The sequence below is a fragment of the Pantoea sp. X-Soil-ISGK-285 genome (assembly GCF_059730815.1).
The window spans coordinates 3,933,472-3,959,128 of record NZ_AP035938.1 but is presented as its reverse complement, the minus strand read 5'-3'; the positions used below and the strand labels follow the sequence as shown (position 1 = coordinate 3,959,128).

19 protein-coding genes, 2 tRNA genes, 1 rRNA gene and 1 riboswitch are annotated in these 25,657 nt (G+C 55.4%); of the genes, 16 read left to right on the top strand and 6 right to left on the bottom strand.

Annotated elements, in window-relative coordinates; genetic code table 11:
• The first annotated feature begins 66 nt into the window (after nucleotides 1-66).
• Nucleotides 67-282 (top strand): 50S ribosomal protein L31, encoded by a 216-nt coding sequence (rpmE, locus tag AC6I8B_RS18695; RefSeq protein ID WP_003851227.1) that lies wholly within the window; start codon nucleotides 67-69, stop codon nucleotides 280-282.
• A 79-nt stretch (nucleotides 283-361) separates the two neighbouring features.
• On the opposite strand, the gene metJ is transcribed toward rpmE, so the two are convergent.
• A complete protein-coding gene (gene metJ / locus AC6I8B_RS18690) occupies nucleotides 362-679 on the bottom strand; it encodes a met regulon transcriptional regulator MetJ (RefSeq protein WP_009088019.1) in 318 nt (105 codons plus the stop codon).
• 273 nt (nucleotides 680-952) lie between these two features.
• Between metJ and metB the strand changes: the two genes are divergently transcribed.
• From metB to metF, 3 genes are all read left to right on the top strand, one after another.
• Nucleotides 953-2,113: a cystathionine gamma-synthase gene (metB, locus tag AC6I8B_RS18685; protein WP_022624922.1), complete on the top strand. Its 1,161-nt coding sequence runs from the start codon at nucleotides 953-955 to the stop codon at nucleotides 2,111-2,113.
• 2 nt (nucleotides 2,114-2,115) lie between these two features.
• Nucleotides 2,116-4,551, top strand: coding sequence for a bifunctional aspartate kinase/homoserine dehydrogenase II (locus AC6I8B_RS18680; protein WP_010258152.1), 2,436 nt, complete (start codon nucleotides 2,116-2,118; stop codon nucleotides 4,549-4,551).
• Between the two features lie 202 nt (nucleotides 4,552-4,753).
• The gene (gene metF, locus AC6I8B_RS18675) at nucleotides 4,754-5,653 is read left to right on the top strand and encodes a methylenetetrahydrofolate reductase (protein ID WP_010258148.1); all 900 of its coding nucleotides are present in this window, start codon (nucleotides 4,754-4,756) and stop codon (nucleotides 5,651-5,653) included.
• A gap of 67 nt (nucleotides 5,654-5,720) precedes the next feature.
• Here the strand turns inward: metF and ppc are convergent, their stop codons facing one another.
• On the bottom strand, nucleotides 5,721-8,372 hold the full coding sequence (gene ppc / locus AC6I8B_RS18670; RefSeq protein ID WP_022624923.1) for a phosphoenolpyruvate carboxylase: 2,652 nt from the start codon (nucleotides 8,370-8,372) through the stop codon (nucleotides 5,721-5,723).
• Nucleotides 8,373-8,725: 353 nt separating this feature from the next.
• Entirely contained in the window at nucleotides 8,726-9,874 is a 1,149-nt protein-coding gene (gene argE, locus AC6I8B_RS18665; RefSeq protein WP_010258144.1) for an acetylornithine deacetylase, read from the bottom strand.
• A gap of 167 nt (nucleotides 9,875-10,041) precedes the next feature.
• Here argE and argC point away from each other — a divergent pair, with 167 nt between their 5' ends.
• From argC to argH, 4 genes are all read left to right on the top strand, one after another.
• Nucleotides 10,042-11,046, top strand: coding sequence for an N-acetyl-gamma-glutamyl-phosphate reductase (gene argC / locus AC6I8B_RS18660; protein WP_033773135.1), 1,005 nt, complete (start codon nucleotides 10,042-10,044; stop codon nucleotides 11,044-11,046).
• 14 nt (nucleotides 11,047-11,060) lie between these two features.
• Nucleotides 11,061-11,837, top strand: coding sequence for an acetylglutamate kinase (gene argB / locus AC6I8B_RS18655; RefSeq protein WP_010258140.1), 777 nt, complete (start codon nucleotides 11,061-11,063; stop codon nucleotides 11,835-11,837).
• A 24-nt stretch (nucleotides 11,838-11,861) separates the two neighbouring features.
• Nucleotides 11,862-13,079 (top strand): argininosuccinate synthase, encoded by a 1,218-nt coding sequence (locus tag AC6I8B_RS18650; RefSeq protein WP_022624925.1) that lies wholly within the window; start codon nucleotides 11,862-11,864, stop codon nucleotides 13,077-13,079.
• A gap of 90 nt (nucleotides 13,080-13,169) precedes the next feature.
• A complete protein-coding gene (gene argH, locus AC6I8B_RS18645; RefSeq protein WP_010672061.1) occupies nucleotides 13,170-14,543 on the top strand; it encodes an argininosuccinate lyase in 1,374 nt (457 codons plus the stop codon).
• Nucleotides 14,544-14,661: 118 nt separating this feature from the next.
• Here argH and AC6I8B_RS18640 read toward each other — a convergent pair whose 3' ends face one another.
• Nucleotides 14,662-15,396 (bottom strand): glutathione peroxidase, encoded by a 735-nt coding sequence (locus tag AC6I8B_RS18640; RefSeq protein ID WP_157354304.1) that lies wholly within the window; start codon nucleotides 15,394-15,396, stop codon nucleotides 14,662-14,664.
• A gap of 124 nt (nucleotides 15,397-15,520) precedes the next feature.
• Here AC6I8B_RS18640 and oxyR point away from each other — a divergent pair, with 124 nt between their 5' ends.
• The gene (gene oxyR, locus AC6I8B_RS18635) at nucleotides 15,521-16,438 is read left to right on the top strand and encodes a DNA-binding transcriptional regulator OxyR (protein ID WP_010258132.1); all 918 of its coding nucleotides are present in this window, start codon (nucleotides 15,521-15,523) and stop codon (nucleotides 16,436-16,438) included.
• Here the strand turns inward: oxyR and sthA are convergent.
• Nucleotides 16,421-17,821, bottom strand: a complete 1,401-nt coding sequence (gene sthA, locus AC6I8B_RS18630; protein WP_010258130.1) for a Si-specific NAD(P)(+) transhydrogenase — start codon at nucleotides 17,819-17,821, stop codon at nucleotides 16,421-16,423. The genes oxyR and sthA overlap by 18 nt on opposite strands.
• A 192-nt stretch (nucleotides 17,822-18,013) precedes the next feature.
• On the opposite strand from sthA, the gene fabR reads away from it, so the two are divergent.
• Entirely contained in the window at nucleotides 18,014-18,661 is a 648-nt protein-coding gene (fabR, locus tag AC6I8B_RS18625; RefSeq protein ID WP_010258128.1) for an HTH-type transcriptional repressor FabR, read from the top strand.
• A 14-nt stretch (nucleotides 18,662-18,675) separates the two neighbouring features.
• Nucleotides 18,676-19,029: a YijD family membrane protein gene (locus AC6I8B_RS18620; RefSeq protein WP_010258126.1), complete on the top strand. Its 354-nt coding sequence runs from the start codon at nucleotides 18,676-18,678 to the stop codon at nucleotides 19,027-19,029.
• A gap of 39 nt (nucleotides 19,030-19,068) precedes the next feature.
• On the opposite strand, the gene trmA is transcribed toward AC6I8B_RS18620, so the two are convergent.
• The gene (trmA, locus tag AC6I8B_RS18615) at nucleotides 19,069-20,172 is read right to left on the bottom strand and encodes a tRNA (uridine(54)-C5)-methyltransferase TrmA (protein WP_157354303.1); all 1,104 of its coding nucleotides are present in this window, start codon (nucleotides 20,170-20,172) and stop codon (nucleotides 19,069-19,071) included.
• A gap of 110 nt (nucleotides 20,173-20,282) precedes the next feature.
• Nucleotides 20,283-20,465, top strand: a riboswitch (cobalamin riboswitch).
• A 69-nt stretch (nucleotides 20,466-20,534) separates the two neighbouring features.
• On the opposite strand from trmA, the gene btuB reads away from it, so the two are divergent.
• From btuB to AC6I8B_RS18590, 5 genes are all read left to right on the top strand, one after another.
• Nucleotides 20,535-22,412 (top strand): TonB-dependent vitamin B12 receptor BtuB, encoded by a 1,878-nt coding sequence (gene btuB, locus AC6I8B_RS18610; protein ID WP_050680325.1) that lies wholly within the window; start codon nucleotides 20,535-20,537, stop codon nucleotides 22,410-22,412.
• Nucleotides 22,357-23,208: a glutamate racemase gene (gene murI, locus AC6I8B_RS18605; RefSeq protein ID WP_157354302.1), complete on the top strand. Its 852-nt coding sequence runs from the start codon at nucleotides 22,357-22,359 to the stop codon at nucleotides 23,206-23,208. The genes btuB and murI overlap by 56 nt, the downstream gene beginning before the upstream one ends.
• A gap of 395 nt (nucleotides 23,209-23,603) precedes the next feature.
• Nucleotides 23,604-25,143: ribosomal RNA gene (locus tag AC6I8B_RS18600) — 16S ribosomal RNA — on the top strand.
• A gap of 74 nt (nucleotides 25,144-25,217) precedes the next feature.
• Nucleotides 25,218-25,294 (top strand) — tRNA-Ile (locus AC6I8B_RS18595).
• 146 nt (nucleotides 25,295-25,440) lie between these two features.
• Nucleotides 25,441-25,516: transfer RNA gene (locus AC6I8B_RS18590), tRNA-Ala, on the top strand.
• Nucleotides 25,517-25,657 lie beyond the last annotated feature (141 nt).

Sequence of the window (25,657 nt, the reverse complement as noted above, 5' to 3'; positions counted from 1 at the left end):
CGCGTGTGGTGCTGTGCAGGTTAAAGCCTGGCACGGAGAGCGACACGGCCTTCAATGAGGTTTCCCATGAAACAAGGTATTCACCCGAAATACGAAGCAGTTACTATCAAATGTACCTGCGGCAACGAGATCCACACCCGTTCAACACTGACTCACGAACTGAACCTGGACGTTTGTGGCAAATGCCACCCGTTCTATACCGGTAAGCAGCGTGAAGTGGCAACTGGTGGCCGTGTTGACCGCTTTAACAAGCGTTTCAGCGTGCCAGGCGCTAAAAAATAAGATTAAAAGGCACCTGAACCTGCGGGTTCGGCGGCAAGAAAAAACCCAGCTTCGGCTGGGTTTTTTTATGGCTGAAAGATCAATACTCCCAGGTATCCGGATCGACACCCATCTGGCGCATGATTGCTTTTGCTTCTTCCGGAATCTCATCACTACGCTCTTTGCGCAGGTCGACGTCATCCGGCAGCGGTTGGCCCGTAAAGGCATGTAAAAAGGCTTCGCAAAGCAGCTCGCTGTTGGTGGCGTGACGCAGGTTGTTCACCTGACGACGGGTACGCTCATCCGTTAAAATCTTCAGCACGCTCAATGGGATTGATACTGTGATCTTCTTGACCTGCTCGCTCTTCTTACCGTGCTCAGCGTACGGGCTGATATATTCGCCGTTCCATTCAGCCATGGGTTACCTTAATTAATAAACGTTAAATGTTAGGAAATCAGCGGATTATGCCTGATTTTTTCCTGCCTGACCCCTGATATGGCGGGTTTTCTTCGCTCACTGCCTCTGTCTGACAGAGGGGAACGCCAGGCGATGACGCATAATTTTAGCGGTTATTGCGGTTTTGCTCAATCTATACGCAAAGACATTTAGATGTCCAGATGTATTGACGTCTAATTAGAGGGTGATATCCTGTGGCCTACATTTTATTCACTCTTCAGGAACAATTCGCTCATGACGCGTAAACCGGCAACCATCGCAGTGCGCAGCGGTTTGAATGATGACGAGCAATATGGCTGCGTTGTCCCGCCAATCCACCTCTCTACCACCTATAACTTCCTGGATTTCAATGAGCCTCGTGCGCATGACTACTCCCGTCGTGGCAACCCCACTCGTGATGTCGTACAGCGTACGCTGGCAGAACTGGAAGGGGGAGCGGGCGCGGTATTAACCAATACTGGGATGTCGGCGATTCACCTGGTCACGACGGTGTTTCTGAAGCCTGGCGATCTGCTGGTCGCGCCACATGACTGTTATGGCGGTAGCTATCGGCTGTTTGACAGCCTGAGCAAGCGCGGCGCCTATCGGGTGAAATTTGTCGATCAGGGTGATCCGGTAGCGCTGCAGGCCGCTCTGGATGAAAACCCAAAACTGGTGCTGATTGAAAGCCCCAGCAATCCGCTGCTGCGCGTGGTAGATATCAGCGCGATTTGCGCCGCTGCGCGTGCTGCGGGTGCCATCAGCGTGGTGGACAACACCTTTATGAGTCCGGCGCTGCAGAATCCTCTGGCGCTGGGTGCGGACCTGGTGATCCACTCCTGTACCAAATACCTCAATGGCCACTCCGATGTCGTGGCGGGCGCGGTCATCGCCAAAGATCCGCAACTTGCTACCGACCTGGCCTGGTGGGCAAATAACATTGGTGTGACCGGTGCAGCGTTTGACAGTTATCTGCTGCTGCGCGGGATTCGTACGCTTTCACCGCGGATTGCAGCCGCACAACGCAACGCACTCGCGATTGTAGAGTATCTGAAGCAGCAGAAACTGGTGAAAAAGTTGTATCATCCTTCGCTGCCGGAAAACGCCGGACACGAACATGCCGTACGTCAGCAGCGCGGCTTTGGCGCGATGCTGAGTTTCGAGGTCGACGGTGATGAGGCGCTGCTGCGTCGCTTCCTGAAAGCACTGCAGCTATTTACGCTGGCGGAATCGCTGGGCGGAGTAGAGAGTCTGATCTCCCATACCGCCACCATGACGCACGCGGGGATGTCGGCAGAAGCACGCGCGGCAGCGGGCATTTCCGATACGCTGCTGCGGGTTTCTGTCGGTATTGAAGATCACGAAGATTTAATTGCCGATCTGGATAATGCATTCCGGGTCGCAGCCGAGGGTTAAGCATGACGATTTCAGCAGGCGCGGGAACGCCGAACATCAGGCAGTTGCATAAGTTTGGCGGCAGCAGCCTGGCCGATGCGCGCTGCTATCAGCGCGTTGCCGGTATTATGGCGGACTACAGCCAGCCGGGCGACCTGATGGTGGTCTCTGCGGCAGGCTCAACCACCAACCAGCTGATTAGCTGGCTGAAGCTGAGCCAGAGCGATCGGCTCTCTGCGCATCAGGTGCAACAGGCCTTACGGCGCTACCAGAGCGAACTGATCAGTGCGCTGCTGCCTGCTGAGGTCGCAGAACCTTTAATCACCGCGTTTATCCGTGATCTGGAAAAGCTCGCCGCACTGCTGGATGCGCCGATCACCGATGCGGTCTATGCCGAAGTGGTCGGTCATGGTGAAGTCTGGTCGGCACGCCTGATGTCAGCGGTACTGAGCCAGCGTGACCTTCAGGCCTGCTGGCTGGATGCGCGTGAGTTTCTGCGCGCTGAACGTGCCGCACAACCGCAGGTAGATGAAGGGAAGTCCTGGCCACTGCTACAGACTCTACTGGCGCAGCATCCGCACAAGCGCATCGTGGTGACCGGATTTATCAGCCGCAACGACGCCGGTGAAACCGTCCTGCTTGGCCGTAACGGTTCCGACTATTCTGCCACGCAGATTGGCGCACTGGCGGGTGTCGGGCGGGTGACCATCTGGAGCGATGTGGCGGGTGTCTACAGTGCCGATCCCCGCAAAGTCTCTGATGCCTGTCTGCTGCCGCTGTTAAGGCTGGATGAAGCCAGCGAGCTGGCGCGCCTGGCGGCACCGGTTCTCCATACCCGTACTCTGCAGCCGGTTTCAGGCAGCGATATCGACCTGCAACTGCGCTGCAGTTATCAGCCGGAGCAGGGCTCAACCCGCATTGAGCGCGTGCTGGCCTCCGGGACGGGCGCGCGTATCGTCACCAGCCATGATGATGTTTGCCTGATTGAGATTCAGCTGCCAGAGCAGCATGACTTCGCCATCCTGCACAAAGAGATCGACCTGTTGCTGAAGCGCGCGCAGCTGCGTCCGCTGGCGTTTGGCGTTCATCCCGATCGTCAATTGCTGCAGCTCTGTTACACCGCCGAAGTGGTAAACAGCGCCTTTACGCTGCTACAGGATGCCGGTTTACCGGGCCATCTGCAGCTGCGCGACGGCCTGGCGCTGGTGGCGCTGGTTGGCGCAGGCGTTACCCGCAATCCGCTGCATACCCATCGCTTCTGGCAGCAGTTAAAGGATCAGCCAATTGAGTTCATCTGGCAGTCAGAAGAGCACATCAGCGTGGTCGCAGTGCTGCGCGTCGGCCCGACTCAGCATCTGATTCAGGGATTGCATCAGTCGCTGTTCCGGGCAGAAAAGCGCATCGGTCTGATGCTGTTTGGCAAAGGCAATATCGGTTCACGCTGGCTGGAGCTGTTTGCCCGCGATCAGGAAACGCTGTCAGCGCGGACCGGCTTTGAATTTGTGCTGGCGGGCGTCGCGGACAGCCGTCGCAGCCTGCTGAGCTATGAAGGGCTGGAAGCCAGCCGGGCACTCGCCTTCTTTGATGATGAAGCGGTAGAGCGCGATGAAGAGTCGCTGTTCCTGTGGATGCGTGCTCACCCGTTTGATGACCTGGTGGTGCTGGATGTCACTGCCAGCACACCGCTGGCGCAGCAGTATCTCGACTTCGCCAGTCACGGTTTTCACGTTATCAGCGCCAATAAGGTCGCGGGAGCGTCTGACAGTCAGACCTGGCGCCAGATCCGCGATGCCTTTACCAAAACCGGACGTCACTGGCTCTATAACGCCACCGTTGGCGCAGGTCTGCCGATCAACTATACGGTGCGCGATCTGCGCGACAGCGGCGATACCATCCTGGCGATCAGCGGGATCTTCTCCGGCACGTTGTCGTGGCTGTTCCTGCAGTTTGATGGCACGGTGCCCTTTACCGAGCTGGTGGATCAGGCCTGGCAGCAGGGTTTAACCGAGCCCGACCCGCGCGCCGATCTCTCGGGTCAGGATGTGATGCGCAAGCTGGTTATCCTGGCGCGTGAGGCAGGCTACAACATCGAGCCGGATCAGGTGCGGGTGGAATCGCTGGTGCCCAGTAACTGTCAGCAGGGATCTGTCGACCACTTCTTTGAAAATGGCGAAGAGCTGAATGAGCAGATGCTGCAGCGGCTCGAAGCGGCGCAGGAGATGGACCTGGTGCTGCGTTACGTTGCCCGGTTTGATGCTAACGGCAAGGCGCGCGTGGGTGTTGAAGCGGTGCGTCCGGAACATCCGCTGGCCTCACTGCTGCCGTGCGACAACGTCTTTGCGATTGAGAGCCGCTGGTACCGCGATAATCCGCTGGTGATCCGCGGACCGGGCGCAGGCCGGGATGTCACCGCAGGCGCTATCCAGTCAGATATTAATCGCCTCGCACAACTGCTGTAACTCCTCCTCCTCAGGCGCTTCGGCGCCTGTTTTCAATGCGTTATCGCTCCCCTGTTGAATCTCCTTCATGTTGATTGAAAATTGATCACGACTGTCGACCATTTTTAAGTTGACGGCACAGTCAGATTACGTCATTTTGAACATCTGGACGTCTAAACGTGTAGATGTTCACAGGCCGATTGTTAATCGATGAGGGTGCAGGATGAGTTTCTTTCATGCCAATCAGCGCGAAGCGCTAAACCAGAGCCTGGCTGAGCTGAACGGGCAAATTAATGTTTCATTTGAGTTCTTCCCGCCTCGTACCAGCGACATGGAAGAGACCCTGTGGACCTCTATCGATCGCCTGAGCAGTCTGAAACCGAAATTCGTTTCTGTGACCTACGGTGCGAACTCAGGTGAGCGTGATCGCACCCATAGCATTATCAAAGGCATTAAAGATCGCACCGGTCTGGAAGCAGCTCCCCATCTGACCTGTGTCGATGCCACGCGCGATGAACTGCGTACCATCGCTCAGGATTACTGGAACAACGGCATCCGTCACATTGTGGCGCTGCGCGGCGATCTGCCCCCAGGCAGCGGTAAGCCAGAAATGTACGGCAGCGATCTGGTTTCGCTGCTGAAAGAGGTGGGTGATTTTGATATTTCGGTTGCGGCCTATCCGGAAGTCCATCCCGAAGCGAAAAGCGCCCAGGCCGATCTGATTAACCTGAAGCGAAAAATCGATGCAGGTGCCAACCGGGCTATTACCCAGTTTTTCTTCGACGTTGAAAGTTATCTGCGTTTCCGCGATCGCTGTGTCGCGACCGGCATTGACGTGGAAATTGTGCCGGGCATTCTGCCGGTCTCTAACTTTAAACAGCTGCAACGCTTTGCCACGCTGACCAATGTGCGTGTGCCGGGCTGGATGAGCGCGATGTTCGCCGGTCTGGATGATGATCCGGAAACGCGGAAAATGGTGGGAGCCAATATCGCGATGGATATGGTGAAAATCCTGTCACGCGAAGGGGTGAAGGATTTCCATTTCTACACGCTGAACCGTGCCGAAATGAGTTACGCCATTTGTCACACCCTGGGCGTGCGTCCTGCTGCTGCTGCGGCTTAACCGCTCTGCTTCAGCCAATAAAAAAGTCGGGAGAGTCCCGACTTTTTTTGTTTTTACTGCACCACCATTAACCGGTATTGCGCATGCCTGCCGCGACACCGGCAATGGTCACCATCAGCGCCTGCTCAACGCGGGCATCCGGTTCATCGCCATTCGCTTCCCGCGCGCGCGAACGATGCAGCAGTTCGGCCTGGAGTACGTTGAGCGGATCGGTATAGACGTTACGCAGTGCAATTGACTCGGCAATCCACGGCTGATCGGCCATCAGGTGTGAGTCATTGGCAATGGTCAGTACCGCTTTGATATCCGCATCAAGCTGATCGCGCAGCTGTTTGCCCAGCGGCCAGAGTGATTTCTCGACCAGACGCTGATCGTAATATTCCGCCAGCCACAGGTCCGCTTTTGAGAATACCATCTCCAGCATACCCAGACGGGTAGAGAAGAATGGCCAGTCGCGGCACATCGCTTCCAGCTGATCCTGATGACCGGCGGCCATCGCCTGTTGCAGGGCCGCACCGGCACCCAGCCACGCAGGCAGCATCAGACGGTTCTGCGTCCAGGCGAAAATCCATGGAATCGCACGCAGCGACTCTACGCCGCCGGTAGGTCGGCGCTTGGCGGGACGTGAGCCCAGCGGTAATTTACCCAGCTCCTGCTCCGGCGTCGCTGAGCGGAAATAGGGCACGAAGTCAGCATTTTCACGCACATAACCGCGATACATCGCACAGGAGTCGGCGGAGAGCTGATCCATAATGTCGCGCCATTCGCGTTTTGGCTCCGGCGGCGGCATCAGGTTCGCTTCCAGAATTGCGCCGGTGTAGAGCGACAGGCTGGCGATGGTGACGGCGGGTAAACCATATTTAAAGCGGATCATCTCGCCCTGTTCGGTCACGCGCAGACCGCCGCGCAGGCTGCCTGGTGGTTGCGACAGCAGCGCTGCATGGGCGGGTGCGCCGCCACGGCCAATGCTGCCGCCGCGTCCGTGGAACAGCGTCAGTGAAATCCCGGCCTTCTCACAGGTTTTAATCAGGGCATCCTGTGCCTGATATTGCGCCCAGCTGGCGGCCATCACACCGGCATCTTTCGCCGAGTCAGAATAGCCAATCATCACCATCTGTTTGCCCTGAATTAAGCCGCGATACCAGTCGATGCTCAGCAGCTGGCTCATCACGTCATTGGCGTTATTCAGGTCATCAAGCGTTTCAAACAGCGGTGCAACCGGCATGGCATAGCCGATGCCTGCTTCTTTCAGCAGCAGATGCACGGCCAGCACGTCAGAAGGGGTTTTCGCCATGGAAATAACATAGGCGGCGATAGAACCCTGTGGCGCTTCAGCCGCGACGCGACAGGTCTCCAGCACTTCACGCGTTTCATCGCTGGGTTCCCAGCTGCGAGGCAGCAGCGGACGCTTGGAGTTCAGTTCACGGATCAGGAAGGCCTGCTTGTCCGCTTCGGACCAGCTTTCATAATCGCCGAGGCCCAGATAGCGGGTCACTTCAGCAATCGCTTCGGTGTGACGGGTACTCTCCTGACGCAGATCGATACGCACCAGCGGCACGCCGAAACATTTCACGCGGCGCAGCGTATCAAGCAACTGACCGTTGGCGATAATGCCCATGCCGCACTTTTGCAGTGACTGATAGATGGTAAAAAGCGGATCCCACAGCTGATCGTTGGAGACCAGCAGATCGGCCGGGCGCGGCAGACGTTCACCTTTCAGGCGGCGTTCCAGGAATGACTGGGTAGTCATTAACTGGCTGCGCAGGCGTTTCAGGATCATACGATAAGGTTCAAGTGCTTCCGGATCGCCGCTGAGTTCCCGGATCTCTTCAGTGCACTCTGACATCGACAACTCAGAGATCAGTACGCCGATATCGCGCAGGAACAGGTCAGTGGCTTTCCAGCGACTCAGCTGCATAACGTGGCGGGTAATCGCCGCCGTAACGTTAGGGTTACCGTCGCGGTCGCCACCCATCCATGAGGTGAACTGAACCGGCACGAAATCGACCGGCAGCTTAATGCCGAACGCCTCTTCTACCTGCTCGTTCAGCTCACGCAGGAAAGCGGGTACGCCTTCCCACAGGCTGTTTTCCACCACGGCAAAGCCCCATTTGGCTTCGTCGATAGGGGTCGGACGATATTTGCGGATCTCATCGGTGTGCCACGCCTGTGCCACCAGCTGACGCAGACGGCGCATAATCTGGTTACGTTCGTAGTCGGAGACGTCGCTGTGATCGAGCTGTTTCAGGCAGCTGTTAACTTCGACCAGCTTGTGAATCAGCGTACGGCGGGTGATTTCAGTCGGGTGAGCCGTCAGCACCAGTTCCAGCGACAGCGACTCAATGGCCGCAAGGATGTCGCTTTCGCTGATATCTTTCTGCTGCTTCAGGGTATCAAAGGTCTTTTTCAGCAGTTCGGGATGGTTCTCACCCTCGCCACTTTGCGAGATGGTCTGATACTGCTCAGCCACGTTAGTGAGGTTCAGAAACTGGCTAAAAGCGCGTGCAACCGGCAGAAGCTCCTCGTTGGAGAGGTTCTGCAGCGTATTGAGCAGTTCTTTACGATGAGTGTCATTTCCTGCACGGGATGACTTGGAGAGCTTACGGATGGTTTCCACCTGGTCGAGGATGTTCTCTCCCAGTGCATCCTTAATCGTATCCCCGAGCAGTTTGCCGAGCATACTGACATTACTTCGCATTGCGGAATATTGTTCGTTCATTGGACCCTGACACCCTTATCGTCTTGAAAAACTTCTACACCCGACCTTTCAGGCAGCAGAAAAATCAGCAACGCCATGTTCCCCCTAATCTACAGGGAACCGGCTCCGTTGCCGCCTGTCCACATTCTGAAACGCTCTGGATAATCACCCGGTGGGCATAACATCGTCTTTTATCTAGCCACGTAATGTTGCGTTCGTCAAATGCGTTAAAGTGCGCTGAAGATGTGGCTAAATAACGGAAATTCGTAGAATTTATCGGGAACGAAGCGGGATAAGTTATTCTTATTGCTAAATCCCGCAGAATGAAGGGGCATTTTACTGTTAATGCAGTGAAATGCCCCATTTGCTGTTAATCAGTGGCAAAAATGCTGCACAACCTGAGTGATAAGCGCCCTTGTCGGCTTAATAAATGCAGTATCAATAAATTCGTCTGGCTGATGTGCCTGCTCAATCGACCCCGGGCCCAGTACCAGCGTTGGGCAGAGCTGCTGAATAAAAGGCGCTTCGGTGCAGTAGTTCACCACCTCAGTGGGTATACCCAGCAATTTCTCGACCACACTGACCAGTTCATGATCTGCCGGACATTCGTAGCCAGGAATCGGCGGATGCAACTCGGCAACCGTGACACGGCCCGGCCAGCGCGCACTGACCGGTGCCAGCGCCTCGTTCAGTAGCCCATCGAGATCGTTCAGCGACAGGCCCGGCAGCGGACGGATATCCATATGCAGTTCACAGCAGGCGCAGATACGGTTAGCGGCGTCACCGCCATGAATATGGCCGAAGTTCATGGTGGGATAGGGGATGGCAAAGCCGTCATGGTGATAACGCTCCTGCAGCGTATTGCGCAGTTGCATCAGATGGGTGATCGACTCATGCATCAGTTCAATGGCGTTAACGCCACGTGCGGGATCGCTGGAGTGGCCCGATTTTCCCTCGATACGGATCACATTCGACAGGTGACCTTTGTGCGCACGCACCGGTTTAAGTGAGGTTGGTTCACCGATGATGGCGCAGTCGGGACGCAGCTGCGTCGATTCAGAAAAATATTTGGCGCCAGCCATGGTGGTCTCTTCATCGGCCGTAGCGAGGATATAGAGCGGCTTGCTCAGCGTGCTGACATCCACATCGCGCAGCGTATCGAGAATAAAGGCGAAGAAGCCTTTCATGTCTGCCGTGCCCAGGCCATAGAGCTTGTTGTCGTGCTCGGTCAGGGTAAAGGGATCGCGTGTCCAGCGGCCATCGTCAAAAGGAACGGTATCGGTATGACCTGCTAGCAGCAGGCCGCCCGCACCGCTTCCGGTACGCGCCAGCATATTAAATTTATTGCGGGTGCCGGGCACTGGCTGCACTTCAACGCTGAAGCCGAGGTCGCGGAACCAGCCGGCCAGCAAATTGATTAAAGTTTCATTACTCTGATCCAGTGCGGCATCGGTTGCGCTGATAGACGGTGTGGCGATTAACTGGCGGTACAGTTCAATAAAAGGCGGTAATTTTGTCTTCACTGTTGGCGGTCCTTGGGTTAGGATGTATCCATATTCATGCAGTAATAGTGAATAAAAATACATTAACGTCCTCTGCAAGGGAACCTTAAATCACTGCAGATGACAGGGCGGGTAACGGGGCAAGGCCGCGACCCGGAACGTGCGACTGTAAAAAGGGTTACAGCCTGATGTTGAATACGCTGATCGTTGGTGCCAGTGGTTATGCTGGTACAGAGCTTGCCACCTTCCTGAATCGCCATCCACATATCAACATAACCGCTTTGGCGGTTTCGGCGCAAAGCCCTGATGCCGGCAAGCGCCTCTCCGATCTCCATCCGCAGCTGAAAGGTGTGGTGGATTTGCCGCTGCAGCCGCTGAGCAGCGCGGCCGAGTGGGCAGACAAGGTGGATGTGGTGTTCCTGGCGACGGCCCACGAAGTCAGCCACGACCTGGCGCCGGAATTTCTCAAGGCTGGTTGTGTGGTGTTCGACCTGTCGGGTGCGTTCCGCGTGAATGACGCTGATTTTTATACCCGCTTTTATGGCTTCACCCATCAGCATAGCGACTGGCTGGACAAAGCCGTTTACGGCCTTGCCGAATATCAGCATGAGAAAATCCAGCAGGCGCAGCTGGTGGCTGTGCCAGGTTGCTATCCGACCGCTGCGCAGCTGGCGCTGAAGCCCCTTGTGGATGCCGGACTGTTAAACGAGGCGCAGTGGCCGGTAATCAACGCCACCAGCGGCGTGAGCGGTGCCGGACGTAAAGCCAATGTCGGCACCAGCTTCTGCGAAGTGAGCCTGCAGCCTTACGGCCTGTTCAATCATCGTCATCACCCGGAAATCGTCGCGCACCTTGGTACGCCGGTGATCTTCACTCCGCATCTGGGTAACTTCCCGCGCGGTATCCTGGCGACAATTACCTGCCGTCTGAAAGCAGGTGTCAGCCGTGAAGATATCGCCGCAGTTTTCCATCGCGCCTATGACAACAAGCCACTGGTGCGGCTCTACGAGCAGGGCGTACCGGCGCTGAAAGCCGTTGTGGGTCTGCCTTACTGCGATATCGGTTTTGAAGTGCAGGGCGAGCATCTGATTGTCGTGGCAGCCGAAGATAATCTGCTGAAAGGCGCGGCATCGCAGGCGGTACAGTGCCTGAACATCCGGTTCGGCTTCCCTGAAACGCAGTCACTGATTTAACGGACAAATATACCATGACCAATCCATTGATTATCAAGCTGGGCGGTGTGTTGTTAGACAGCGAAGAAGCGCTGGCCCGCCTGTTTGAAGCGCTGCTGACCTACCGCAGCGCCCATCAGCGTCCGCTGATTATTGTCCACGGCGGCGGTTGCCTGGTGGATGAACTGATGAAAAAGCTGGCGCTGCCGGTGAAAAAGAAAAATGGCCTGCGTGTCACGCCAGCCGATCAGATCGACATTATTACCGGTGCGCTGGCGGGAACCGCGAATAAAACGCTGCTGGCCTGGGCAAAAAAATCGGGCATTAACGCGGTAGGCCTCTGCCTGGGCGATGCGGGCATCGTTAATGTCACACCGTTTGATGAAGAACTCGGCCACGTTGGCCACGCAATGCCGGGCGATCCGGCATTACTGAACACCCTGCTGGCGGCCGGTTATATGCCGGTGGTGAGCTCAATTGGTATAACTGACAGCGGCGACCTGATGAACGTCAACGCTGACCAGGCGGCGACCGCACTGGCCTCGACGCTGGGCGCTGATCTGGTCCTGTTGTCAGACGTCAGTGGTATTCTCGACGGCAAAGGTCAGCGCATCGAAGAGATGACCGCCGACAAAGCTGAGCAGCTGATTACCCAGGGCATTATTACCGACGGCATGATTGTGAAAGTGCACGCTGCGCTTGATGCAGCGCGTACCCTGGGCCGCCCGGTGGATATTGCCAGCTGGCGTCACGCTGAGCGGCTGCCTGACCTGTTTAACGGCGTGTCGATTGGCACCCGGATTCTCGCTTAACGACTCTGATTCAAGGATTACGAAATGCAAACGCAAAACATCAAAAAAATCGTTCTGGCTTACTCCGGTGGTCTTGATACTTCGGCCATCATTCCATGGCTGAAAGAGAACTACGGCGGCTGTGAAGTCGTCGCTTTTGTCGCAGATATCGGTCAGGAGCGCGGCGATCTGGAAGGTGTAGAGAAGAAAGCCCTGCAGTCCGGCGCATCTGAATGCCACGTGGTTGACCTGCGTGAAGAGTTCATCAGCGACTATGTCTATCCGGTGCTGCAGACTGGCGCCCTCTATGAAGGCACTTATCTGCTGGGCACTTCAATGGCACGTCCTATCATCGCTAAAGCACAGGTTGAGCTGGCGCTGAAAGTGGGTGCGGATGCGCTGTGTCACGGCGCAACCGGTAAAGGGAATGACCAGGTGCGTTTCGAAACCACCTACACCGCGCTGGCACCGCAGCTGAAAGTGGTGGCACCGTGGCGTGAATGGAACCTGCGTTCACGTGAAGCGCTGCTGGACTACCTGAAAGAGCGCAACATTCCGACCACCGCGTCACTGGAGAAAATCTACAGCCGCGACGAGAACGCCTGGCACATCTCCACCGAAGGTGGGGTGCTGGAAAGCCCGGCCAATGCACCGAATAAAGATTGCTGGGTCTGGACTGTCGATCCGCTGGAAGCGCCTGACCAGCCTGAAGAAGTGACCGTGACCGTGGAAAAAGGTCGGGTTGTGGCGGTTAACGGCGAAAAACTGAGTCCGTTCCAGTGCCTGGAAAAACTTAACGTGCTGGGCGCAAAACATGGCGTCGGCCGTATCGATATCGTTGAAAACCGTCTGGTAGGGATTAAATCGCGCGGCTGCTACGAAACCCCTGGCGGCACCATCATGGTCAATGCGCTGCGTGCGGTTGAGCAGCTGGTGCTGGATCGCGATAGCTTCAAATGGCGTGAGCAGCTCGGCCACGAGATGTCCTATGTGGTTTATGACGGCCGCTGGTTCGCCCCGCTGCGTAAGTCGATTCAGGCCGCTGCCGAATCGCTGGCGGAAGAGGTTAACGGTGAAGTGGTACTGCAGCTCTACAAAGGCCAGGCGACAGCCACCCAGAAGCGTTCCGCGAACAGCCTCTACTCGGAAGAGTTCGCCACCTTTGGTGAAGATGAAGTGTACGATCACCGTCATGCGGGCGGCTTTATCCGTCTGTTCTCGCTCTCTTCGCGTATCCGCGCCCTGAACGAGCAGAAGAAGTAATTTTCAGGCGAGGTGCGCCTCGCCTCACAGTTTCATTTCAGGGGCGGCATTTATGCCGCCCCTTGTTTAACGATTCAGAGGAGTTTTCACATGGCACTTTGGGGTGGACGGTTTACTCAGGCAGCGGATCAACGTTTTAAACAGTTCAATGACTCGCTGCGCTTCGATTACCGCCTGGCAGAGCAGGACATTATTGGCTCTGTTGCCTGGTCCAAAGCGCTGGTGACGGTAAATGTCCTGACTCAGGATGAGCAGCAGCAGCTGGAAGCGGCCCTGAATACGTTACTGGATGAAGTCCGTGAGGATCCTGAGCAGATTCTGCAGAGCGACGCCGAAGATATCCACAGCTGGGTTGAAGGCCAGCTGATCGACAAGGTGGGCGCGCTGGGCAAAAAACTGCACACCGGACGTAGCCGTAACGATCAGGTCGCGACCGATCTTAAGCTGTGGTGCAAGGTGCAGATTGAGGCGCTGCTGGGTGCCACCCGTGATCTGCAGCAGGCGCTGGTGGTCACCGCTGAAGCCAATCAGGATGCGGTTATGCCGGGCTACACGCATCTGCAGCGTGCGCAGCCGGTGACGTTTGCGCACTGGTGCCTGGCCTACGTTGAAATGCTGGCGCGTGACGAGAGCCGTCTGCAGGATACGCTGAAGCGGCTCGATGTTAGCCCGCTGGGCTGTGGCGCACTGGCCGGTACCGCGTATGAGATCGATCGTCAGCAGCTGGCTGGCTGGCTGGGCTTTGCTTCTGCCACGCGCAACAGTCTGGATACCGTATCAGACCGCGATCACGTGCTGGAGCTGCTTTCTGACGCTGCCATCGGCATGGTGCATCTGTCGCGCTTCGCCGAAGATATGATCTTCTTCAACACCGGTGAAGCGGGCTTTATCGAACTGTCAGATAAAGTGACCTCCGGCTCATCGCTGATGCCGCAGAAGAAAAATCCGGATGCGCTGGAGCTGATTCGCGGCAAGTGTGGCCGGGTGCAGGGCGCGCTGACCGGCATGATGATGACGCTGAAAGGTCTGCCGCTGGCATACAACAAAGATATGCAGGAAGACAAAGAGGGGCTGTTTGACGCGCTCGACACCTGGCTCGACTGTCTGCATATGTCAGTTCTGGTGCTGGATGGCCTGCAGGTTAAACGCCCGCGCTGCCAGGAAGCGGCTGAACAGGGTTACGCAAACTCCACTGAACTGGCTGACTATCTGGTCGCCAAAGGCGTGCCGTTCCGTGAAGCACACCATATCGTCGGGGAAGTGGTGGTGGCCGCTATCGGTCAGGGTGTGGCGCTGGAAGCGCTGTCGCTGGCACAGCTGCAGCAGTTCAGTGCGGTGATTGGCGAGGATGTCTATCCCATTCTGGCGCTGCAATCCTGTCTGGATAAGCGTAATGCGCAGGGCGGCGTCTCGCCACAGCAGGTTGCGCGTGCCATCGGTGACGCAAAGCAGCGTCTGGCGTAATTAACAGGCAAAAAAAAGCGGGCACATTAAATGCCCGCCAACCTCTAGCTTCAGAATTACTCATTTTTATAGGCACATCATCAAAGCGCCTGCTCTCCCGGCCGACGCTCAGATTCTCTTACGCTGACAGCAGATATTGCTGCAGATCCTCACTGCCGCCAATGTGACGACCCCCCATGAAGATCTGCGGTACCGTCGCCCGGCCTGAAACGGCGCGCAGACTCACGGTTGTTGCATCCTGTCCCAGCACGATCTCTTCGTACTGAATACCATGATCCATCAGCATCTGTTTTGCCTGGGTGCAGAAGGTGCAGCCAGGTTTAGTGAAGATTGAGACCGACTCCTGAGCTTTACACTCGGGCGCCAGATAGCGCAGCATGGTGTCGGCATCAGAGACCTCAAATGGGTCGCCCGGCTTGTTGGGCTCAACAAACATTTTCTCTACCACGCCGTTACGCACCAGCATCGAGTAGCGCCATGAACGTGGGCCAAAGCCGAGATCGGCTTTCTCAATCAGCATCTCCATGCCGCGGGTAAACTCGCCGTTGCCATCAGGGATAAAGGTAATGTTGTCTGCGCGCTGTTCTGCTTTCCAGGCGTTCATCACAAACGTGTCATTCACCGAGACGCACAGAATGCTGTCCACACCCTGCTGGGCAAACAGACCCGCTAATTCGTTGTAACGCGGCAGATGGCTGGAGGAGCAGGTCGGTGTGAATGCGCCCGGCAGTGAAAAAACGATGACCGTTTTGTCTTTAAACAGCGCTTCAGTGGTGACATCGACCCAGCGATCGCCCTGACGTGTGTGAAAAGTCACTGACGGAATAGCTTTACCTTCCTGACTTGCAAACATTTTTTTCTCCTGACATACCGCGTTCCATTTGATGTGCGCATTATTCCCAACCACCCTTGATAGGGCCAATCGTTCATTGCTATTCTATCTATCGCCACGGTCTATCGTGGCTTGGAGGGTAATAATGAATATTCGTGATCTTGAATATCTGGTTTCGCTTGCTGAACACCGTCATTTCCGCCGTGCTGCGGATGCGTGTCATGTCAGTCAGCCGACGTTAAGCGGGCAGATCCGTAAGCTGGAAGATGAGCTGGGTGTGATGCTGCTGGAGCGCACCAGCCGTAAAGTGCTGTTCACCCAGGCAGGTTTGCTGCTGGTGGATCAGGCGCGTACGGTGCTGCGTGAAGTGAAAGTGCTGAAAGAGATGGCCAGTCAGCAAGGGGAAGCGATGTCAGGTCCGCTGCATATCGGCCTCATCCCGACCACCGCGCCCTACTTATTGCCACAGATTATCCCGACGCTGCACCAGACATTCCCGAAACTGGAGATGTATCTGCACGAAGCGCAGACGCAGCAGCTGCTGGCACAGCTCGATAGCGGCAAGCTGGACTGCGCGATTATCGCGCTGGTCAAAGAGAGCCAGGCCTTTATCGAAGTGCCGTTGTTTGATGAGCCGATGAAGCTGGCAGTCTATGCCGATCATCCCTGGTGCGATCGCGACCGGGTGCCTATGTCCGATCTGGCAGGCGAGAAATTGCTTATGCTGGAAGATGGGCACTGTCTGCGTGACCAGGCGATGGGGTTCTGCTTTGAGGCGGGCGCCGATGAAGATACCCATTTCCGTGCGACCAGTCTTGAGACGCTGCGCAATATGGTGGCGGCAGGCAGCGGGATTACGCTGTTACCGGCGCTGGCAGTCCCACCGGAGCGTATCCGCGACGGCGTCTGCTATCTCACCTGCTACAAACCGGTGCCACAGCGTACAATTGCGCTGGTCTATCGTCCGGGTTCACCTCTGCGCAGCCGTTATGAACAGCTGGCAGAGGCGATTAAAACCCACATGCAGCACTATTTCGACGCCGCGTTAAAACAGGCGGTTTAAGCCGTTTAACGCCGCAACGCGATAGGCTTCGGCCATGGTCGGATAGTTAAAGGTGGTATTCACGAAGTACTCAATCGTGTTGCCACCGTTTTTCTGCTCCATGATCGCCTGACCGATATGAATAATCTCGGCGGCACGTTCACCAAAGCAGTGAATTCCCAGAATCTCTTTGGTTTCCCGATGGAACAGAATCTTCAGGCTGCCAACGTTCATGCCAACGATCTGCGCTCGCGCCAGATGTTTGAACTGCGCGCGGCCCACTTCGTAAGGCACCTTCATTGCCGTCAGCTGCTGCTCGGTTTTACCCACGGAGCTGATTTCCGGAATGGTGTAAATCCCGGTTGGGATATCTTCAATCAGGTGCGCTGACGCTTCCCCTTTGATAATCGCCTGAGCGGCAATACGGCCCTGATCGTAGGCGGCTGAGGCCAGGCTTGGATAGCCAATGACGTCTCCGACGGCATAAATGTGCGGCTGAGCCGTCTGATACATGCTGTTCACTTTCAGCAGGCCACGACCATCCGCTTCCAGGCCCACATTTTCCAGCGACAGCGAATCGGTGTTGCCGGTACGGCCGTTAGCGTAAAGCAGACAGTCGGCTTTCACTTTCTTACCCGACTTCAGATGCATGATGACGCCATCTTCCACCCCTTCGATCTTCTCAAACTCTTCGTTGTGACGAATCACCACGCCGCTGTTCCAGAAGTGGTAAGAGAGAGAGTCAGACATCTCCTGATCAAGAAACGCCAGCAGGCGATCGCGGGTGTTAATCAGGTCAACTTTGACGTTCAGGCCACGGAAAATCGACGCATATTCACAGCCAATCACGCCCGCGCCATAAATAATGACGTGGCCCGGTTCGTGGTGCAGATTGAGAATAGAGTCGGAGTCATAAACGCGTGGATGAGTAAAGTCGACATTGTCAGGATGGTAAGGTCGTGAACCACAGGCGATAACAAACTTCTCTGCCGTCAGCGTCTCACGCGTGCCATCCGGTTGCTCAATCTCAATGGTGTTGGCATCAACAAAATGCGCATCGCCCTGATAAAGTTCACAACGGTTACGCTCGTAGAAGCCCTGACGCATGGCTGTCTGCTGGCTGATCACGTTTTCAGTGTGATTGAGTATGTCGGCAAAAGAGGAGCGAAGCAGTCGGGTATGATCGCTGTAGAGCGGATTTTGGTTGAATTCAATAATGCGACTGACGGCGTGGCGAAGGGCTTTAGAAGGGATGGTGCCCCAGTGCGTACAACCGCCGCCGATGTTGTGGTAGCGTTCGATCACGGCGATGCGCGCTCCCTGTTTTACCAGCCCCATCGCCGCCCCTTCACCGCCGGGCCCTGAGCCAATCACAATGGCATCGTAATCGTAAGACTTTTGCATACCGATACGTCCTATTATTTATACATTTTTACAACGAGATTCTAACATCTCGTCGCGCACTTCTGAATTCTATCAGCGATTTTCATCACATTTTGACAAAGAGTGAGGTTCACAGGCGGTGACAAAGATTGCCAATCTGTACGCTGAAAATTTTGATATAGTGCCTGCTTAACACCGCTAAAGGCAGAGAGAATGGGCGTCAGAGCGCAACAAAAAGAACGTACACGACGTACACTGATTGAAGCCGCCTTCAGTCAGCTCAGCGCCGAGCGCAGTTTTGCCAGTCTGAGTTTACGGGAGGTTGCCCGTGAAGCAGGGATTGCACCTACCTCCTTTTATCGTCATTTCAAGGATGTTGATGAGCTTGGCCTGACGATGGTAGATGAAAGCGGGCTGATGTTGCGACAGCTGATGCGCCAGGCGCGCCAGCGTATTGCCAAAGGCGGCAGCATCATTAAAACGTCGGTGTCGACCTTTATGGAGTTTATCGGCAACAATCCCAACGCTTTCCGCCTGTTACTGCGTGAACGTTCCGGCACCTCTGCCGCTTTTCGTGCCGCCGTGGCGCGTGAAATTCAGCACTTTATCGCTGAACTGGCCGATTATCTTGAGGTCGAAAATCGCATGCCGCGCAGTTTTACCGAAGCGCAGGCTGAAGCGATGGTGACCATTGTTTTCAGCGCCGGTGCAGAAGCACTGGATGTTGATGCTGAGCAGCGACGTAAGCTTGAGGATCGGCTGGTGTTACAGCTGCGTATGATCGCCAAAGGCGCTTATTACTGGTACCGCCGGGAGCAAGAGCGACTGGCGGCCACCCTGGAAAAACCCGAAGAGCAATGAGTAAGGATCAGTCCATGACCCACCCAGGTACTCGCGATAAAAGCACACTGGTACTGGCTTTTATTACCGGCTTAGCAATTAACGGCTCGTTTTCTGTGCTGTTCAGCGCCTTTGTTCCATTTTCGATTTTTCCGCTGATTGCGCTGGGTCTGGCGGCCTGGTGTCTGCATCAGCGTTACCTCAACACCAATATGCCGGACGGTATGCCAGGACTGGCAGCGGCGTTTTTCCTGCTGGGGATTCTGGTTTATAGCGCGCTGGTGCGGGCAGAATACCCGGATATTGGCTCCAACTTCGTTCCCACCGTTCTGATGGTAGCGCTGGTGTTCTGGATTGCGACGCGTTTTAAGCGCAAGCGTAATCAGTAGTGATAAAAAAAACGGGAACCTCAGGGTTCCCGTTTTTGTTTACGCTTTACGTGTCAGCAGGACACCGCATTCCATATGGTGGGTATAGGGGAACTGATCAAACAGCGCCAGCCGCGTCACATCGTGCGTTTCCGCCAGCGTCTGCAGATTGTCGCTGAGGGTCTGCGGATTGCAGGAGATATAAAGGATGCGCGGATACGCCTGCACCATTTTCACCGTCTCTTCATCCAGTCCGCTGCGCGGCGGATCGACAAAAATCGTCTCGCATTCGTAGCTGGTCAGGTCAATTCCTTCCAGACGATTAAAGCTGCGCACGCCATTCATCGCCTGGGTAAACTCTTCCGCCGCCATACGAATGATCTGCACGTTATCAATCTTGTTCGCGGCAATATTGTATTGTGCTGACGCAACAGAGGGCTTGGCAATCTCAGTCGCCAGAACGCGGCGGAAATTGCGTGCCAGCGCCAGCGAGAAGTTGCCATTACCGCAGTAGAGTTCCAGCAGGTCGCCCTGTGAATCCTGCGTCACATCCAGCGCCCACTCCAGCATCTGAATATTCATCGCCGCATTAGGCTGGGTAAAACTGTTTTCGACCTGACGATAGATAATCTCGCGACCCGCTACCGGCAGACACTCATCAACGTAGTCGCGATCCAGACAGATTTTGGTCTTGGTGGCGCGTCCAATCAGCTGCACATCCAGCCCTTCCGCGCGAAGCTGATCACGCAGCGCCGCGGCTGCCTGCTGCCACTCATCATCCAGTTTGCGGTGATAGAGCAGCGAAATCACAATCTGATTGCTCAGGGTCGAAAGATAGTCGATCTGGAACAGTTTATGACGCAGGGTACGGTTATCACGGATCGCGGCGATCATCTTTGGCATCAGCTGATTGATCAGCTGGCTGGCCGCCGGGAACTGATCAACACGGATCCGCTCGCGTGTCTGCTGATCAAAGATGATGTGATAGATATCATCGCCGTCGTGCCACAGGCGGAATTCGGCGCGCATCCGATAGTGGCTGACCGGTGAACGGAACACCTCCACGTCGGGCGCAGCAAACGGTGTCATCATCGTCTCTAAACGACTGACTTTTTCCGCCAGCTGTGCGTCATAGTCTTCAATGGGGAGATGTTCGGGTGTCATGAGCAATCCTGATTAATAGCTTACCAGCGGGCGATTGTAGGCATTCACTTGCTGATGTCCAGTCCTGCAGCGAGAAGATGTTTAGCAGTCTGGACTTCCGTATCTCCACTCCGTAGACTGCAGACGCCGGCCTCAAGCCCGAGTTAATAGGGAATCCAGTGTGAATCTGGAGCTGACGCGCAGCGGTAAGGAATGTCGTGATGAGTGCAATTGCAGACACTGTCCTGTGGGATGGGAAGTCATCATCACTTATGGTTCCCAGCCCGAAGACCTGCCGGTGTAACGTCGCTACTCGTACAATCATCGCGTGCTATTGATTGTCGGCCTGCGGCATCCTGCTTCGTCTTATGGATGCGATAAAAATGACAAAAAAAACTGCTTCGCTGTTCGCTCTGAGCGCAACGGCGATTTCTCTCTGGGCGCAATACGGTTTTGCTCAGGGGAATGATGATACGCAAATAGTCACCGCCAACCGTTTTGCTGAACCTGTTTCAGGTGTGCTGGCACCCACCACCGTCGTCACACGTGATGAGATTGATCGCTGGCAGGCCAAAAGCCTGACCGATGTGATGCGCCGCCTGCCGGGTGTCGATGTCGCGCAAAGTGGCGGGTTAGGGCAGCAGAGTTCGCTGTTTATTCGGGGCACCGAATCGAGACATGTACTGATCCTGATTGATGGTATCCGGCTTAATCAGGCGGGCATCACTGGTTCGTCTGACCTCAGCCAGATCCCGCTGTCACTGGTGCAGCGCATCGAATATATTCGCGGCGCGCGTTCTGCAGTCTACGGTTCCGATGCGATTGGCGGCGTGGTGAATATCATTACGGGCCGATCGCAACCTGGCACCACGCTGACGGCGGGTGTCGGGTCCAACGGCTATCAATCCTACGACGGCTCAACCCAGCAGATGCTGGGCGATGCGACAAAGCTCACTCTGGCAGGCAACTACACCTATACCAAAGGGTATGACGTGGTGGCGGGTTATCCCAATGACTTTAGCCCGGCGCAGCACGATCGCGACGGCTTCATGAGCAAAACCCTGTATGGCAACCTTGAGCATCAGTTCAGCGATGAGCTCAGTGGTTTTGTGCGCGGCTACGGGTTTGATAACCGCACCGCCTACGACGGTTCATACACCTACGATAATAATTTCAATATTATCGGGCTGGCGGATACCCGCCAGCTCTACAGCCAGACCTGGGACACCGGGTTACGCTTCAATCGTGACTTCTACTCTACCCAGCTCATCGCCAGTTATGGCCATACCAAAGACATCAACTACGATCCACGCAATGGCCGCTACGGTGCCGCGTCCACCTTTGATGATGTCACCCAGTACAATCTGCAGTGGGGCAACACCGTGCAGGTGGGGCAGGGGGCGATCAGCGCGGGTGTCGACTGGCAGAAAGAGACGACCGAGCCGGGCACGAACACTTTGTCAGATAGTTATGAGCAGCGTAATACCGGTCTCTACCTGACCGGCCAGCAGCAGTTTGGCAGCGTCACCCTTGAAGGTGCGGTACGCGGTGACGACAATAATCAGTTTGGCTGGCATAACACCTGGCAGACGGCGGCCTCATGGGAGTTTATCTCCGGCTACCGCGCGTTCGCCTCTTATGGCACCGCTTTTAAAGCACCTAACCTGTCGCAGGTTTACAGCCCGGTTTATGGCAATCGCGACCTCGATCCTGAAAAAAGTAAGCAGTGGGAAGGCGGTTTTGAAGGGCTGAGCGGACCGGTGAACTGGCGTGTGTCGGGCTATCGCAACGACATCGATAATCTGATTGATAATGACCCGGCGACTTTCCGTTACTACAACATTAAGCAGGCTCGCATTAAAGGCGTTGAAGCGACCGCAGGATTCGACACCGGGCCGCTGGCGCATCAGCTCTCTTATGATTATGTCGACGCGCGGGATGGCAGCACCGATCAGCCGCTCGTACGCCGGGCTAAGCAGCAGGTGAAATATCAGCTCGACTGGACGCTGTATGAGTTTGACTGGTCAGTTACCTACCATTATCTGGGTGACCGTTATGATACGGACTTTAACAGCTCTCCCAGCCGTCGCGTGAAGTTAGGGGGCGTCAGCCTGTGGGATCTCGCCGTCTCATATCCTGTCACTTCACAACTCACGGTTCGTGGTAGAATTGCCAACCTGTTCGATAAAGATTACGAGACAGTGTATGGCTATCAGACACCAGGACGAGAGTATTACCTCAGCGGCAGCTATAACTTCTGATTTGCGTCCCACCGTGCTGGTGTTTGATTCCGGCGTCGGTGGGCTTTCTGTCTATGATGAGGTCCGTCAGCTGTTGCCGGATCTTCATTATCTTTACGCCTTCGATAACGCTGGCTTTCCTTACGGTGAGAAAAGCGAGACTTTCATTGTGGATCGGGTGGTCGCTATCGTTGAGGCCATTACCCGCAGCTATCCTCTCTCGTTAGTCATCATCGCCTGTAATACGGCCAGCACCGTTTCATTGCCCGCTTTACGTGAACGTTTTGCCTTTCCGGTCGTGGGGGTGGTTCCAGCGATTAAACCGGCCGCGCGCCTGACGCGAAATGGCGTAGTGGGCTTGCTGGCGACGCGTGCCACGGTGCGCCGTCCTTATACCCATGAGCTGGTGTCGCAGTTTGCCGGTTCCTGCAAGATAGAGATGCTGGGATCAGCGGAGCTGGTTGAACTGGCAGAAGCGAAGCTCCATGGTGCGGAGGTGGCTCTGGATGAGGTGCGCCGTATTGTTCAGCCGTGGCTGCGGATGGCGGAACCACCGGACACGGTCGTTTTAGGCTGTACGCACTTTCCTTTACTGCGCGAAGAGTTGCAGCAGGTGTTACCGGAAGGGACGCGTCTGATTGATTCCGGTGCGGCAATTGCACGACGCACAGCCTGGCTGCTGGAGCATGAAGCACCTGAAGTGCATTCATCGCAGCAGAACGTTGCATTTTGTACGGAGCTGGATGGCGAAGCGGTACAATTATCACCCGTTTTACAGCGTTATGGCTTCCCGTTGCTGGAAAAACTGGCGCTTTAGCGGCTTTTAGCTGAAAAAATCAGCACTCGGAATTTTATTTGAAATTAGCACTTGTCACCCTCCGAGAACTCCCTATAATGCGCCTCCACTGACACGGCACAACGGCTTACGAAGCGCCGGGTTGAGTAGGTTCGAAATCATACGAACCAGTGAGTTAAGCGAAAATAAATGCTTGACTGACAATGCGGAAAGCGTAATATACGCAGCCCGCGCCGCAGTAAATCGCGGCATGCTCTTTAACAATTTATCAGACAATCTGTGTGGGCACTCGCAGGATTGATATCAGCGTCTCCGGACGTAAAAAAATATCAAGCCTCACGAGTGAACACATAATGAAATTCATTATGACGTTTTACAGATGAGCACCGCTTAACTTGTTTAAGCAAATCAAACTTAAATTGAAGAGTTTGATCATGGCTCAGATTGAACGCTGGCGGCAGGCCTAACACATGCAAGTCGGACGGTAGCACAGAGAGCTTGCTCTTGGGTGACGAGTGGCGGACGGGTGAGTAATGTCTGGGGATCTGCCCGATAGAGGGGGATAACCACTGGAAACGGTGGCTAATACCGCATAACGTCGCAAGACCAAAGAGGGGGACCTTCGGGCCTCTCACTATCGGATGAACCCAGATGGGATTAGCTAGTAGGCGGGGTAATGGCCCACCTAGGCGACGATCCCTAGCTGGTCTGAGAGGATGACCAGCCACACTGGAACTGAGACACGGTCCAGACTCCTACGGGAGGCAGCAGTGGGGAATATTGCACAATGGGCGCAAGCCTGATGCAGCCATGCCGCGTGTATGAAGAAGGCCTTCGGGTTGTAAAGTACTTTCAGCGGGGAGGAAGGCGACGGGGTTAATAACCCTGTCGATTGACGTTACCCGCAGAAGAAGCACCGGCTAACTCCGTGCCAGCAGCCGCGGTAATACGGAGGGTGCAAGCGTTAATCGGAATTACTGGGCGTAAAGCGCACGCAGGCGGTCTGTTAAGTCAGATGTGAAATCCCCGGGCTTAACCTGGGAACTGCATTTGAAACTGGCAGGCTTGAGTCTTGTAGAGGGGGGTAGAATTCCAGGTGTAGCGGTGAAATGCGTAGAGATCTGGAGGAATACCGGTGGCGAAGGCGGCCCCCTGGACAAAGACTGACGCTCAGGTGCGAAAGCGTGGGGAGCAAACAGGATTAGATACCCTGGTAGTCCACGCCGTAAACGATGTCGACTTGGAGGTTGTTCCCTTGAGGAGTGGCTTCCGGAGCTAACGCGTTAAGTCGACCGCCTGGGGAGTACGGCCGCAAGGTTAAAACTCAAATGAATTGACGGGGGCCCGCACAAGCGGTGGAGCATGTGGTTTAATTCGATGCAACGCGAAGAACCTTACCTACTCTTGACATCCAGCGAACTTAGCAGAGATGCTTTGGTGCCTTCGGGAACGCTGAGACAGGTGCTGCATGGCTGTCGTCAGCTCGTGTTGTGAAATGTTGGGTTAAGTCCCGCAACGAGCGCAACCCTTATCCTTTGTTGCCAGCGATTCGGTCGGGAACTCAAAGGAGACTGCCGGTGATAAACCGGAGGAAGGTGGGGATGACGTCAAGTCATCATGGCCCTTACGAGTAGGGCTACACACGTGCTACAATGGCGCATACAAAGAGAAGCGACCTCGCGAGAGCAAGCGGACCTCACAAAGTGCGTCGTAGTCCGGATCGGAGTCTGCAACTCGACTCCGTGAAGTCGGAATCGCTAGTAATCGTGGATCAGAATGCCACGGTGAATACGTTCCCGGGCCTTGTACACACCGCCCGTCACACCATGGGAGTGGGTTGCAAAAGAAGTAGGTAGCTTAACCTTCGGGAGGGCGCTTACCACTTTGTGATTCATGACTGGGGTGAAGTCGTAACAAGGTAACCGTAGGGGAACCTGCGGTTGGATCACCTCCTTACCTGAAGATACCTTCCCGCGCAGTGTCCACACAGATTGTCTGATAAAAAAGTAACGAGCAGAAAAAACCTCTACAGGCTTGTAGCTCAGGTGGTTAGAGCGCACCCCTGATAAGGGTGAGGTCGGTGGTTCAAGTCCACTCAGGCCTACCAAATTTCTTCTCATGCTGCGTTATGCGCGCGGTCGTTTACCTGAGTAAACGTCCCTTCCGCATGCCTTGCCTGAAAAGAAATTGCATCCTTCTCCTGAAGAATGTAACTCGGTTGAGTGGTAGTAGTGGTCTCTGCAGTAACTGTATGGGGCTATAGCTCAGCTGGGAGAGCGCCTGCCTTGCACGCAGGAGGTCAGCGGTTCGATCCCGCTTAGCTCCACCATACCGTTTATCTGTTTTTTTCTGAAATACCTCAGAGCATACCGGCGACGGTGTGCTGCGACGTATTATGCTCTTTAACAATCCGGAACAAGCTGAAAATTGAAACGACGCAGCGCGTCATTCCTCCGTAATAAGGAATGAC